14 protein-coding genes and 1 pseudogene are annotated in these 12,309 nt (G+C 38.2%); 11 read left to right on the top strand and 4 right to left on the bottom strand.

Annotated elements, in window-relative coordinates:
• Positions 1–332, top strand: a pseudogene (locus FTV30_RS11235) (ABC transporter ATP-binding protein); the annotation flags it as partial.
• Positions 333–398: 66 nt separating this feature from the next.
• Here FTV30_RS11235 and FTV30_RS11230 read toward each other — a convergent pair.
• The gene (locus tag FTV30_RS11230; RefSeq protein ID WP_180001592.1) at positions 399–602 is read right to left on the bottom strand and encodes a hypothetical protein; all 204 of its coding nucleotides are present in this window, start codon (positions 600–602) and stop codon (positions 399–401) included.
• 387 nt (positions 603–989) lie between these two features.
• On the opposite strand from FTV30_RS11230, the gene FTV30_RS11225 reads away from it, so the two are divergent.
• Complete coding sequence (locus FTV30_RS11225) at positions 990–2,018, top strand: hypothetical protein (protein ID WP_005000195.1); 1,029 nt, start codon at positions 990–992, stop codon at positions 2,016–2,018.
• 640 nt (positions 2,019–2,658) lie between these two features.
• Here FTV30_RS11225 and FTV30_RS11220 read toward each other — a convergent pair.
• Genes FTV30_RS11220 through FTV30_RS11210 form a run of 3 tightly spaced genes read right to left on the bottom strand, consistent with a single transcriptional unit; the run spans position 2,659 to position 4,005 of the window.
• Positions 2,659–3,063: a hypothetical protein gene (locus FTV30_RS11220; protein WP_005000449.1), complete on the bottom strand. Its 405-nt coding sequence runs from the start codon at positions 3,061–3,063 to the stop codon at positions 2,659–2,661.
• Positions 3,060–3,749 carry a ParA family partition ATPase gene (parA, locus tag FTV30_RS11215; RefSeq protein ID WP_005000446.1) on the bottom strand — a complete coding sequence of 230 codons (690 nt, stop codon included), beginning with the start codon at positions 3,747–3,749 and terminating at the stop codon, positions 3,060–3,062. Before parA ends, FTV30_RS11220 begins: the two co-directional genes overlap by 4 nt.
• Before the next feature lie 16 nt (positions 3,750–3,765).
• Positions 3,766–4,005: a hypothetical protein gene (locus FTV30_RS11210; protein WP_005000443.1), complete on the bottom strand. Its 240-nt coding sequence runs from the start codon at positions 4,003–4,005 to the stop codon at positions 3,766–3,768.
• Between the two features lie 1,611 nt (positions 4,006–5,616).
• On the opposite strand from FTV30_RS11210, the gene FTV30_RS11205 reads away from it, so the two are divergent.
• Genes FTV30_RS11205 through FTV30_RS11165 form a run of 9 tightly spaced genes read left to right on the top strand, consistent with a single transcriptional unit; the run spans position 5,617 to position 12,230 of the window.
• On the top strand, positions 5,617–5,988 hold the full coding sequence (locus tag FTV30_RS11205; protein WP_005000442.1) for a hypothetical protein: 372 nt from the start codon (positions 5,617–5,619) through the stop codon (positions 5,986–5,988).
• A complete protein-coding gene (locus FTV30_RS11200) occupies positions 5,975–6,394 on the top strand; it encodes a hypothetical protein (protein ID WP_180001617.1) in 420 nt (139 codons plus the stop codon). Before FTV30_RS11205 ends, FTV30_RS11200 begins: the two co-directional genes overlap by 14 nt.
• A 7-nt stretch (positions 6,395–6,401) precedes the next feature.
• Positions 6,402–7,502, top strand: coding sequence for a type IV secretion system protein (locus tag FTV30_RS11195; protein WP_180001616.1), 1,101 nt, complete (start codon positions 6,402–6,404; stop codon positions 7,500–7,502).
• The gene (locus tag FTV30_RS11190) at positions 7,502–8,290 is read left to right on the top strand and encodes a VirB8/TrbF family protein (RefSeq protein ID WP_005000436.1); all 789 of its coding nucleotides are present in this window, start codon (positions 7,502–7,504) and stop codon (positions 8,288–8,290) included. The genes FTV30_RS11195 and FTV30_RS11190 overlap by 1 nt, the downstream gene beginning before the upstream one ends.
• A gap of 14 nt (positions 8,291–8,304) precedes the next feature.
• Positions 8,305–9,042, top strand: a complete 738-nt coding sequence (locus FTV30_RS11185) for a TrbG/VirB9 family P-type conjugative transfer protein (RefSeq protein WP_005000435.1) — start codon at positions 8,305–8,307, stop codon at positions 9,040–9,042.
• Between the two features lies 1 nt (position 9,043).
• Positions 9,044–10,423 carry a TrbI/VirB10 family protein gene (locus FTV30_RS11180; protein ID WP_180001615.1) on the top strand — a complete coding sequence of 460 codons (1,380 nt, stop codon included), beginning with the start codon at positions 9,044–9,046 and terminating at the stop codon, positions 10,421–10,423.
• A 15-nt stretch (positions 10,424–10,438) separates the two neighbouring features.
• Entirely contained in the window at positions 10,439–11,476 is a 1,038-nt protein-coding gene (virB11, locus tag FTV30_RS11175) for a P-type DNA transfer ATPase VirB11 (RefSeq protein WP_068974465.1), read from the top strand.
• Entirely contained in the window at positions 11,445–11,774 is a 330-nt protein-coding gene (locus FTV30_RS11170) for a hypothetical protein (RefSeq protein ID WP_180001614.1), read from the top strand. Before virB11 ends, FTV30_RS11170 begins: the two co-directional genes overlap by 32 nt.
• A gap of 3 nt (positions 11,775–11,777) precedes the next feature.
• On the top strand, positions 11,778–12,230 hold the full coding sequence (locus tag FTV30_RS11165) for a hypothetical protein (protein WP_180001613.1): 453 nt from the start codon (positions 11,778–11,780) through the stop codon (positions 12,228–12,230).
• The last annotated feature ends 79 nt before the right edge of the window (positions 12,231–12,309 follow it).

Raw genomic sequence — 12,309 nt, 5'->3', positions numbered from 1 at the left:
CCGAGCCGGTGAAATCTCAGGTCGAAGTCAAAGCAACCATTTCCAAACTGGACAAAGAAGCACAGCGTAAGGAAGCGGCACGCCAGCGGGAACTGAGCCGCCCGATTCGTAAAAATATCGAAAAATGCGAAGCACAGATTGCAAAGGTTACGCCGCGTCTGGCTGAAATTGAAACTTTACTGGGTGACAGTGCTTTATATGAAGCCTCACGTAAAAATGATTTGCTCAAACTGATGAATGAGCAAACCGAGCTGAAAGCCAAACTGGAAACAGCCAAGGAACAGATGCTGGAACTGATGATGGAACTGGAAAGTCTGGAGCAGTCCTTCTAACGCTATTTCAATACCCCCCATTATCTGAGAGATGAGTAACAAGCGTTATTCATCTCTTTTTTTTTATTAAAACCACCCATTTTTAATATTTTCCTCGATAGTAATAATGTTTGCATCTTGCATTTGACAGTTTCCAAAGGACACGCAAAATGTACCTTTTGGACTTTCAAGATAGGCTCTTGAGTAGTAATCGAAGTTTGCTTTTTCAAAAGCATTTAGTAGTTCAATAACTATTTTTTTAGTATCCAACTTTGTGAAAATATTGTTCATAATTAATCACCTATTATTTAAGTCGCCAATCGACTTAATAAATACATTATACATATAATGATTTGTGAGTACAAAACAATATATGTAAACTTTTGAAATTATTATTACTGCTATACTAATTAACATTAATACGCATAATATGATTTGTGAGTACAATACAACTTAGGTATAATATTAGCTCGAAAGTTTACGCACGTATTGGGAATGCTTCAGCATACCCAATGCTAAGTAAAGCTTTGAGCAATCAACCGACTGTAGGCAAGGGCTACCGTTCTCGCAGGCATAGAGGGCGATAGTAGAAACACTATATATAGTGGCTAGTAGGTATGAGATCCGCACTAGATATAGTGTTATAGAATTACTTAATTAAAAGCAGGGCAGGGCTTCATGGCGAACTTATCTAATGAATTTGCAATACCTTTAAAGGTCGTTACTGCACGTTGCCAACACTTGAAAGCAAGTTTTAAGGGTATCTTTAATAAGATTGAATCAAAGGCTATCAAGTATAAAAACGATGATAAAAAAATCAGTTCTTTGGTCACTTGGGATGATTGGATATATGCAGGCTTAGACTGCTATGCTCCAGACTGGCAAAAAGGTTTAAATGTTGGTGATGCAATTCCCGATCATCTAATCAATAATTTGCCTTGTCCTACTGGTGAACTGGTCACGCTCGGTTCTTGGATGCTGACAAAGAATATTTATAGATTTGAAAATGAGGTAGCAACTGAACTAACAAAAAGTAAATTTGAGGGCAATTTGCCAAACTTTTTGATCAATGTTCCTGAGCTGTGCATTTACGTTCAAACTGATAATTTTGATTTGCACTTTCAGCAATCTAAAATTTATGGAGTGATATTTACCTTAACTGAACTTTGCTATCAAAAAGTTTTAGTATCTACGATTTTTCTTGATACTGGTTTAACTCGAACGATCGTCTTATTAGTCAATGAAGAAAAAGCTATAGAAGATTGTTTATCAGATTTCATAGATGAATTTCATGATGACCGTTCAATATTAGATGAAAATGAAATAGATCAATACCAATCCCTACAAAAGCAACTTATCAATATTTTGCTTTGGTTCAGTTTATCTAAGCCTGATTATGTCCCATTGCTTCCTGACAACCATAAGGAAAGGGTAGGCGTTCAGACCGTAAAGCGTGTGCCTAGATTATTTGAAGCCCAAAAGTACAAGCCTTTTATTGCAGGCAAGGAAATGTCTAAGCAGATTAAAGCCGTAAATGATCAATTAACTGAATATTCTAAACAATCATCAAAAGTACACCGCAGACCACATTTAAGGCGGGCGCACTATCACTTGTATTGGTATGGGGCAAAAGGTAGTTATGAACGATACGATTTTAAATGGATACCTATAACTTTAGTTGGCGGTACTATAAAAAATATGGACTGACCTTTTTGACATTCCCCCCGCACTCATAACCCACTTAAATCATTCAATAAAGTAGATGCCTGGTCAAGACTGCATACTTGCAGTTTTGACCAAGCATCGGAATATGATTTTTCACAGTAAGAGTTTTGGCCAAGTATGGACCAAGCAATGAAATTGCAAGTCCATACGTGCTAAAACGGTTTTAATTAATAGGGTAGGGCGGTTTTAATGGCGGGAAAACATAGAAGATAGACTGGCATAAGTAATGCCCAAAAGTAGCAAAATTCCACGTATTCGCAAAATTAGAAAACAGAATACAAGCATACTTAACCAAAAAAACTTAGTCCCAGTTAAGCTAGGGAAAAAGAACATAATAATTGCAGGCATTAAAAAGCCAGTGATGATAAGTACCCTGATTATAATTTTCTGCATGTCAGTCCCTCCAAAGACAAATAAGCCCCACTTATTGGCGGGGCGGTATTTCTAGCAACTTAAAAATATTAGATAGATAGGGTCGCTTATTTTGGCTCTCCAATTCATTTATAGCGTACTCAATTGCAACCTGATCTACCTGTGTAATTAGGTAATCAAAGTTTTTTTGATCAATTTCATTATTTATGATCACCTTATTTTTTAGATCATTTAGGTTCATATCAAGCCCTTAATTTTCATCAAGCTTTAATAAGTTTTCATTGATAAGCCAAGCCGATAATGCCTGTCTAATTTGGTCACTTCGGTTGATACCATGAACAGCCTTAAAGCTGTTTATCTTCACATCATACAAGTGATTAATGGTGTAGATTAATTGCTTAGAATTACCCTTACTTAATTCTTCACTGTATGGCGCACTTGGATTGTTTAAATAGAAGTCCAAAGCCGATCTAGCAATATCTGCTAGTACGACTTTTCTTTTATCCGCTACTTTCTCGATCTTTTTGTATAGATCGGGATTGATCTTAATTTTTTGAATTTTGTCAAAGTTCAAAGAATTAACAATGTGAGCCTTTTCATTTGCAATATGGGCATTGCTACTGGTCACAGTAGCATTGCCTTTAGGTGCTTTCATTCAGTCATTCCCTCACGTTGTAAAATTTCATCAATTAAAGCATCGACTTCGGCAATTGCTTTCTTATCCTGTTTCCCATGATCATCTTTATATTCATAGATAGACAAGCCCTCGCCCAATGAACGTGAAAAAGCAGTTCGTAACGCAATCTTAGTGTCCAAAATTGGTAAAGGGTAACTTTCAGCTAACCACTCTTTAACCTCATTAAAGACCTTAGTTTGTGGGTTTACGCCACTCAATAAAAAGTAAGCTGAAAAATCACGATAGCCCTTAATTTCATTGATTGATTTTAAGGTTTCTTTAGTAGCCCAAGCATCCAATGGACTTGTCGTATTTGGAACGATCGCAACGTCACAAGCTACAATAGCAAGGCGTGTTAATTCTGACTGTCTGCCTGCGCTGTCAGTGATTACAAAGTCATATTTTGATTTAATTTTAGCAATCTCTTTGGCTAAGTTGGTTTTTGGTACACCAATAACAGTAAAGCCTAAATCAATATCTGCTTCTTCACGTACAGTAGCCCAGTCAAGTGAACTAGCTTGCGGGTCACCGTCAACTAACAGTACGTCATACCCACGTAGAGATAAGCCCATAGCTAAATTAATTGAAGTCGTTGTTTTAGATACACCGCCTTTCTGATTAACCAATGCGATTACTTTAGATAATTTTTCAGTGTTATTGCTCATGTTCTTTTCCTTTAAATTAAGTATTGTCTGTTGTTTTTACTGATCGTCTGCTTTCAGGAAGAATGCCTTTATCGACCATTGAATTAATTAAAAAATCTGTTTGGCTTAAATTGTTATCTTTGCAGAATTTAATAAGTTTCAACTTATCTTCATGGTTCATACGTGTTTGAAATCTATCTTCTTTGACAACTTCTTTAACACTGTTTTGATTACCAATCATTGTTGATCTTGTCTTACCTTTAGTAGATTTAATCATAGGTATATTCCCTAACTATTTATGCATATATTAATTTGTACTCACAAAACAATCAAGGGGTATTTTAGATACTTTTGTAATTGTTCTCTATTGTTCTAATAGTTTGTTATTTAAAGTCTTTATAAGTAAAACTGTATATAAGCAATACTTATATATGTACTGGGAATAGGCGCTATTACAATAAGGCGCTTATCTGCTTCAACCTCACAACCTTAGTCGTTTTCGCTTCGCTTCAACCGCCTTGCGGTTGGTGAGATTGAGCAGATTTCGGCAATATTCACCCTAGATAGCCTAAGCAAAAAAAATTGCTTAAAATGGCTATCTTGAATATTGCCGTTGTAGCATTGCTGTCGGAGCCGACATCGCTTTCAATCGACACTGTATGCCAATGTAAGGGCATAACAGCAAGTGAGTATTTAGAGCCTTACAGCTCCCCTGCACACGCATTAGCTCACTCACTAGGTCGGCAATCTCAAGGAGGGTTTCCCCAACGTCTTATTTATGCCAGTTCCTAGCGTATTCCCTGCGTCCCCGCCTATTGTGCGTTCATCAGCAAGCGGGCGTTTTACACTGGCTAGGTGCTTAACTCTTGCGTTGGTGATACTGCCGTCACTTGTATCCTCCTGCTACACCAACCGTCTTTAAAACTCTATGCCATTGTTGACCCATTTAAGGCAATGCACTTACAAACACAAAGCTTTATAAAACACAGGAGTAGACGAAGCTCGGCAAATAAACAATGCGCTTATTTGATACACGAATAGACACTAAATTAACGAAGTTTTTTCATTGTATGACTTGCAAAATCTAATATAAATGCAATAATAGAGTTCAGGTACAAGCCTTTCAGGTGAAATCATAACGGTCGCCAAACCTTATGATCTTCGTTAGATGATGTTTACCGCATCAAATAACTGTGTACCGAAGAATATAGAACAAAGCCCCGATAGTTGCAAGACTATCGGGGCTTTTTCTTTGTGCGCTATTTCACAATTTCCTTATAACAATCAAAACCTTTTTTTTGTTATCCATTGAAATATCATAGAGTTATAACTCTAAATAAGGGGTATCACCCCACGCTTAATTATTATTCATAAGATCAAAATAAATTAACTATCGCCCTCTGTGCCTGCGGGAACGGTAGCCCTTACCTACAGTCGGTTGATTGCTCAAAGCTTTACTTAGCATTGGGTATGCTGAAGCATTCCCAATACGTGCGTAAACTTTCGAGCCTTTATACTCAATAGTAAATAATTACAATTAAGTAATTGAATATTAATACTTAATAATAAGAATGTTATTTTTTTGTTTACCATTTGAAACAGTTGAAATAGTTAGATTTTAGTAAACTTGTTCTATTTTTAAACTTATAGAGTTATACTGTTATAACTCTATAACCGATAAGGCTAGAACTATGAAAAAAATCTTCGTCACAATGGGCATTTTGAGCCTAACAGCACTTACAGCCTGTGCCACAAATACATCATCACAAAAGGGATTAAAAAAATCACCATGCGCTTGCGTATATCAACCAATCCCAAGCGCTGAAAATCAAATCTCTGACCCATTCGCTCAAGTAATTAAAACGGTAAAAACTGGGGGTAATGTCGTATGAAAAAACTATTACTTCCGATCGCTACGGCTTTAGTTTTGACGGCTTGTTCTGACGAGCCTAAAGCGCCTGAAGTGAAAGGGGATGACTATGTAGGCGTTTGGATGAACCCAATAGGGCAACAATCGCAATCAGCAAATGACGTAATTATCAATGATCGAATCATTATTGATAAAAGCACAACTAAAGACGTTTACACCGTCACTATTTTAGCTAAAGGCGTTTTTACAGACATGAAGTTTAAACCTGATAACGGTTTGCTTTGTGCGCCTAACGATGCTTGTTTTCAGCTTGTAGATGGAAAGCTAAAGCTTGGTAGTGAAAGCGGTGTTCTAACTTATGAGAGAGAACAGCAAAATGGAAATCAATAAAATTAAACTCGGTCTAGCTTCTGCGGTTGTCGCTTTAGGTCTAACTGGCTGTTTCACTTCTAAGCCTGACATTTCAGGCGTATGGGTTCCCGAACACACTCCAAAATCTGAATTTTTTTATTCGTACTATGTGATTTCTGAAGCTGATAAACAGGGCAATTTCCCAGTAAAAAAAGTCAATTATCAAATCCAAAACATGAACCAATATAACCCTGCAAAGTTGCCTAAATTTACTGGTGAATCAAGCGGGGTTTTAACATTCGTTAAAGACGATACATATTGCTATGAGGGTTCTTTGACTACTGATTGTTTTGTCTATTCAGACGGAAAATTAAGAAAATCAGATACACAAAACTTTTTCTTAAAGACTTCAAAAAACCCGCCCGAAATTCCAGTAATTCGTTGAGGTCATTATGAAAAAGATTATCTATGCTTTCTTGCTTCTGTTTAGTTTTCTTAGCTTTAGCTCGGCTTATGCGGTCGATAACTTTACCAATCCACAAGACTTAGGCAATGGCGGTGTTACAACTAATTCTGACGGTTCTGTGACTATTCCGACTGGTAATTCTAGTTCTAAAGGTAATGAAATATCTAAAAACGTATCTGAAGTGACTAAAAACGGTATGTCTGAATTAGACAAAGTTGTTGATAGTCTGATTACTGGTGTTGATAAAAACATTAAAGACAATTTGCAAGGTTACTATCAGAAAGTCACAGCTCCAATCATTCCAGTTTTTGCAGGCTTTATCATTATTTGGATCTCGTTCCAAGCTATTAAAATGATGTTAGGCATGGCTGTAGAAATTCAGGGTGTGATAGCCACTTTCGTTATTATGCTGTTGATTTGGTCAATCGTATTTTCATGGGATGCTTTCTTTCCATACGTTGCTGAAGTATTCCTCGATGATGTACCGAACCTGATTACTGAAATGACAGGTACAGATTCAAAAACAACATTGCAGTCTTTTGTATCTATTATCTTTGAATCTATCGCATTAGCTTTTAATAACATTGATACAGGTATTACCAATGTCGTTTCGGGCTTCTTCTTCGTCCTGATCTATAGCTTGATTTTTGGTTTAGCCTGCGTTGTCTGCGGTTTATTCTTCTTAATTTGGATTATCTGTAAAGTCATTATTGGCATTCTAATCGCAGTTGCACCGATTTTTCTTGCATGTGCAATGTTCCCTGCAACTCGCAGATATGCCACAAACTGGCTACAAGCAATTTTAACCCCTCTTGTTGTTCTTCTTTTGCTGATTGTGAGCTGTGACTTAGTGCTTACTTCAGTTGTCGCAGGCATTCAAAACCTTAATGAAAACGGCAGTACGTTTACTGGGGCTTTCATCATGGTAATTGTTTTGATCGTTGTTATTGGGCTGTTTTGGCTTGTTCCAAAGATTGCAATTTCTTTGGTCGGCAGTGGCTTTGAAGCTTCAACCAGTGCGACTTCAAGTATCACCAGTTCAGGCACCAATATGGTTAAAAGTTTTGGTCGTGGAGGTAAACGCTAATGACACCACAAGAAAAAGCGCAGTTAGACGCTCAAATTAAAGAGATTCAAGACAATACTAAAAAGTCTGAAAATCGTAACGGTAAAATCACTATTTGGGTTCTTGGTTTAGCGACCGTTCTAGGTATAGGTAATGTTGCTCAAGGTATCGCAATTAAAGGATTAACACCTTTAAAACAACCAGTTCCTATGATTGCTGTAATTGATTCTGAAACTGGAATTATGACCAGTGTAGAAAAGTTTGATTCAACTACTGACCCTAAACTTATTGAAAAATTAGTGACCTCTTACTTTTGGGACACTATCAGCAATCGCTATGGCTATTACGGCAAAGTTGGTAAAGACCAACTTTCGGCACAGTACAGCAAAGCTTCTATTTTCTTAGATAGCCAAGATCGTACCGACTTTGAAAATGAAGTTAGCGGAATGAATCAAAACTCACCTTACAACCAACTAGGTGAAACTGGCTCAATCACTCCTAAAGTTATTGCTGTCAACTTTCTTGGCAACAATAAAGTTCAAGCCAACTTTAAAACAACCGTTATTAAAGGTGCTGAAATTCGCCAGTACAGCTACACAGTGACGGCTGACTATATCACTGACAACTTTGACGATCTCAACGTAAAAGATCGTTGGATTAACCCATTTGGCGTGAAGTTTAAGAACTGGAACTTAACGCAAAACTCATCAAATGATGCGTTAGTTACTCAAAACCCAGTTACTCAACCATTGCCTAAACCTGAAGCAAGCACTGCTTCTGAGCCTGTGGCACAGACTTCTAATAATTAATAAGGTAATCGGATATGAAAAAGACCCTTATAAGCATTTTACTTACAGCAACGTGCATTGCTTCAGCGCCAACTTTTGCTCGTCAAATTCCTGTTGGTTTGAAAACGGACAACCGCATTAAAGTTGTTCCGTATTCTGAAAGTCACGTTGTTGAACTATCAACGACTTTTGGTATTTCAACTACTGTCGAGTTTGGAAATGAAACTATCCAAACTGTTGCTTCAGGTGACACGATTGGATGGCAAATAATCCCACAAGGTAATCGTCTATTCATCAAGCCTGCGGAAAAACCACAAGCAGGCATGAACCGTACAAACTTAACCGTAATCACGGATAAGCGAAATTATTACTTCAATCTATTCAATAGTTCACAGCCAGTTTATGTACTGCGCTTTAACTATGCAGATGCCAATAGAACTAATCGTTTATTGGCACAACAAAATGCACCTCGTCCCGCTTTAGGTGAACTGCCTATGACAAGCCAAAAATGGGGAATGGATGCCACTAAAAGCAAATCTATTAAAGTTCTTGGCGTAAGTGATGATGACCAATTCACATTTATTCGTATTGCGAAAAATTCACCTCGTCCCGCAGTTTATGCGGTTAATGGTGAGGGATACGAAGAACTTACCAACTCAAGACAAGAGGGGGATGTAATCGTGATTGAGAAAGTAAACGATGCTTTCACTCTGCGACTTGGCAAAGAATACGTTTGTATTCTCCGTAAACCTGAAGTGATTGGAGGAAAATAAAATGACAAATGAAAATAAAAATTTGGGTAACGATGACTTTAAAACCCAAGATAACTTCAGCACTGAAAATCATGTTTTCCATGATGAAAAAAAAGAACATGGTAAAGATGATTTTGAACGTCAAGATGCTTTTGACAATAAGCCTAAAACGTCTGTTAAAAATATAGACATAGGCAAGTTGGTTAAGTTCGGTGGCTTACTAGCCCTCATTATTGGCTTGGTAATTTTTGGCGTTTATCTGAAATTGCAAAAGAACAAAGAAAGCCGTGTAGAAAGCGGTATAGAAAGTGCTGTTGCTAAACCAGTAGCAGGGATGGACGGCAGTAATTTTAATGGCATGGATAGATTCGGATTCGGAAATCCGCAACCAATCCCAACTGCGACTACCCCTGACCCTGTAAACCCTACTGAAAAAAGCCCTGAACAGCTCGAAATGGAACGTCAATTAGCTGAACAGCAACAACAACTAGCAATGCAACAAGAGCAGGCTAGACAAGATGCTATAGCTAAAGAACAAGCCCTTTTAAACGCCCGCTACAAGTCTGGAATCATGGTTAATGAGAATGGCGGTAACGGTGGCGGTGTTAGCCCTAATGGTGATGCTAGTGCAATGGCAGGCATACCGCCTGAACTTGCACCGTTATTTATGGGTATGCAAGCTTCACAACAATCTAATGCCAACGGCAACCAAGCGGGTGCAAGCAATGTAAATCCACGCATTGCAAATAGCACTGCGGGTTCTATGGGTGGTCGTTTTGATTCAAGCACTTCTAATCAAAAAGCGCCTATTGCTCATGCGAGTTATAACGCTGATCGTAGAATGCTTATACAACAAGGCAAGATCGTAGATGCAGTTTTAGAAACTGCTGTTAAAAGCGATTTACCAAGCAACATTATTGCTCGTGTAACTAATGATGTTTATAGCGAACAAGGACGTAATCGTTTACTGCCTGCGGGTACTCGTTTATTCGGTCAATACTCATCAATTGTTAATGACGGACAAGCAGAAATCGGGGCGGTTTGGAATCGTGCAATCACACCTAATGGCGTAGAAATTATGCTTGATAGCCCAAGCACTAACAGTCTTGGTATCGCAGGCTTAGGCGGTAAAGTGAACAACCATTATGGGCGCATATTCGGAACAGCTACTTTACTTAGCATTATTGGTGCGGGTGTAAGTAATGCAGGTGTTAGCAGTAGCGACCAAAACAATGCTTCACAGACTTATCGTACTGAAGTTGCAAACTCATTCGGCAACCAAGCTGACCGTGTTCTACAACGTAACTTGTCAATTCCTCCGACTATTACAGTCGCTCACGGCACACGCATTAAAGTTCTAGTTGCTAAAGACTTGGACTTTTCAACTATTTTAAACCAATAAGAAAGGCGCTTAATTATGTCAATCCTTGTACTTGAAGATTTGAAAAAAGCTTTTGGTGATGATCTTGATAATGATCAAATTACTGAAATTTCAGTTAATAAGCCTTTGGAATATTTCATTGCTATGAAAGGTACAAGGGACATGATTAAAAAAGAGAATCCTAACCTTACCTATGCGCTTTTGAAGCGATTAGCCGAAGGCATTGCAACTGAAACCAATCAAACAATTTCAGAAGCACAGCCTTTGCTTTCTGCTCAAATTGCATCACCGCAACATGAGGGTTTATTTTTCCGTATTCAATTTGTCCGTGACCCTGCCGTAACTGGCGGGTCGATCGGCTTATCTATTCGTAAACCAAGTATTTTAAGTCTGCCATTTTCAGCTTATGAGGAAGTTTTAAATTCTGTTGAACCATTTGCAAAAATCACTGCAAAAGATCAAGAGCTATTCGATTTATACGAAGCCCGAAACTTTCATGAGTTCATTCGTAAAGCGGTGGGTTATGAAAAAAATATCATTATTTCTGCGGGTACAGGTTCAGGAAAAACAACTTTTTTTAACTCCATTATTCATGACTGCATACCACTGGGCGAACGACTAATCACTATTGAAGATGCTAAAGAGTTACGCCCGCCACATGAAAATACGTTGCAACTTTATTATTCAAGAGGTGGACAGGGTAAAGCTAAAGTTGATGCACAGTCATTAATGGAAGCTTGCCTGCGCTTATATCCAAAACGCATTTTACTGGGTGAGATTCGAGGTGCTGAAGCATTCACTTATTTAAACCTAATTTCTTCAGGTCATGGCGGTTCAATTGCAACATTACATGCCAATGACCCACTAAATGCTATTGAGCGTTTAACGCTTATGGTTCTTATGGCAGGCACAACCTTGACCAGTGACCAAGTTAAATCTTTCGTTAAACAAAGTGTAGACATCATTGTTCAACTTGGACGAACAGAAACAGGCGGTTATGGCTGTTCAGCTATTTATTTTAAAGCTTATGAGGATTTCAAAAATGAAAAAACACATCTTTCTAGCGTTGCTTAGTCTAGCCAGTGTTGCCTGCACTTCTAAGGGCTTGGATGGACAATACAACCGTATTGATCAAACAGCCTTTGAAAAAGAACAAGGCATGAGTAGCGGGCTTATCGTTGCCAATAAAGGTACTCAAGTTACCTTAAAAAACTCATGGGGTGATGTTGCATTATCGGCTGTAGAGAAAGATAAAAAAATGGTTGTTCAATATAACAATCAAGACGCTTTCTTAATGGAAGAAAAGGGCGGTGTTATTACTCTGACCGATGTTGATAACCCAAGCCAAGCATACAAATTTAAAAAGGACTAAGCCATGAAAAAAACAACTATTGCTCTTTGCGCCTTAATTAGTTTGTCTGCTGAAGCACAGTTACCGCAGACATTTACCCAAGTTCTTCAGTCATTTGCTCAAAGCAATAAATTAACTTATGTGCCTGAAGCTCCCAATCAAGGGAACTATGTCACTTATAAATTTTCAAGTGATGTCAGTTGCCAAAACGAAGCATGTGCCGATCTTAAAGTTTATTACAGCATTGACCCTGCTTGTGTACCGCAAGAAGTGGGGCTATTTGGTGAGTTGCCAGTAAGCATCCCTAACGCAAAAGCATTGTTTGTATCTCCGACCATTTCTGACAATACAAGCCAAGCTCACGACTTCATGCGAGTTCAAACAAATGGCGGGTGCTATGAGTTATCAATGGGTGAACAAGGCTCACACTATAAAACCTTAGTTGATCTAGCTAACCGTTTGGCTGTGGCTAAGTGATGAAATAGCAACGGGCCAAGTTTAAACAGGTAACGTAGTTCCTGGTTAAACTGTCCTCGTTGCGGTAGAGGAATAATGA

The organism is Acinetobacter sp. YH12255, from assembly GCF_013417355.1.
Taxonomy (GTDB): Bacteria; Pseudomonadota; Gammaproteobacteria; order Pseudomonadales; family Moraxellaceae; genus Acinetobacter; species Acinetobacter pseudolwoffii.
Note: the sequence above shows the minus strand (reverse complement) of the source record. Positions and strands in the feature narration are given on the sequence as shown.

Bases quoted from the DNA above. Each gene is read 5' to 3' on its own strand.
- FTV30_RS11230 (WP_180001592.1), bottom strand. From the start codon at position 602: ATGAACAATATTTTCACAAAGTTGGATACTAAAAAAATAGTTATTGAA.
- FTV30_RS11225 (WP_005000195.1), top strand. From the start codon at position 990: ATGGCGAACTTATCTAATGAATTTGCAATACCTTTAAAGGTCGTTACT.
- FTV30_RS11220 (WP_005000449.1), bottom strand. From the start codon at position 3,063: ATGAAAGCACCTAAAGGCAATGCTACTGTGACCAGTAGCAATGCCCAT.
- parA (WP_005000446.1), bottom strand. From the start codon at position 3,749: ATGAGCAATAACACTGAAAAATTATCTAAAGTAATCGCATTGGTTAAT.
- FTV30_RS11210 (WP_005000443.1), bottom strand. From the start codon at position 4,005: ATGATTAAATCTACTAAAGGTAAGACAAGATCAACAATGATTGGTAAT.
- FTV30_RS11205 (WP_005000442.1), top strand. From the start codon at position 5,617: ATGAAAAAACTATTACTTCCGATCGCTACGGCTTTAGTTTTGACGGCT.
- FTV30_RS11200 (WP_180001617.1), top strand. From the start codon at position 5,975: ATGGAAATCAATAAAATTAAACTCGGTCTAGCTTCTGCGGTTGTCGCT.
- FTV30_RS11195 (WP_180001616.1), top strand. From the start codon at position 6,402: ATGAAAAAGATTATCTATGCTTTCTTGCTTCTGTTTAGTTTTCTTAGC.
- FTV30_RS11190 (WP_005000436.1), top strand. From the start codon at position 7,502: ATGACACCACAAGAAAAAGCGCAGTTAGACGCTCAAATTAAAGAGATT.
- FTV30_RS11185 (WP_005000435.1), top strand. From the start codon at position 8,305: ATGAAAAAGACCCTTATAAGCATTTTACTTACAGCAACGTGCATTGCT.
- FTV30_RS11180 (WP_180001615.1), top strand. From the start codon at position 9,044: ATGACAAATGAAAATAAAAATTTGGGTAACGATGACTTTAAAACCCAA.
- virB11 (WP_068974465.1), top strand. From the start codon at position 10,439: ATGTCAATCCTTGTACTTGAAGATTTGAAAAAAGCTTTTGGTGATGAT.
- FTV30_RS11170 (WP_180001614.1), top strand. From the start codon at position 11,445: ATGAAAAAACACATCTTTCTAGCGTTGCTTAGTCTAGCCAGTGTTGCC.
- FTV30_RS11165 (WP_180001613.1), top strand. From the start codon at position 11,778: ATGAAAAAAACAACTATTGCTCTTTGCGCCTTAATTAGTTTGTCTGCT.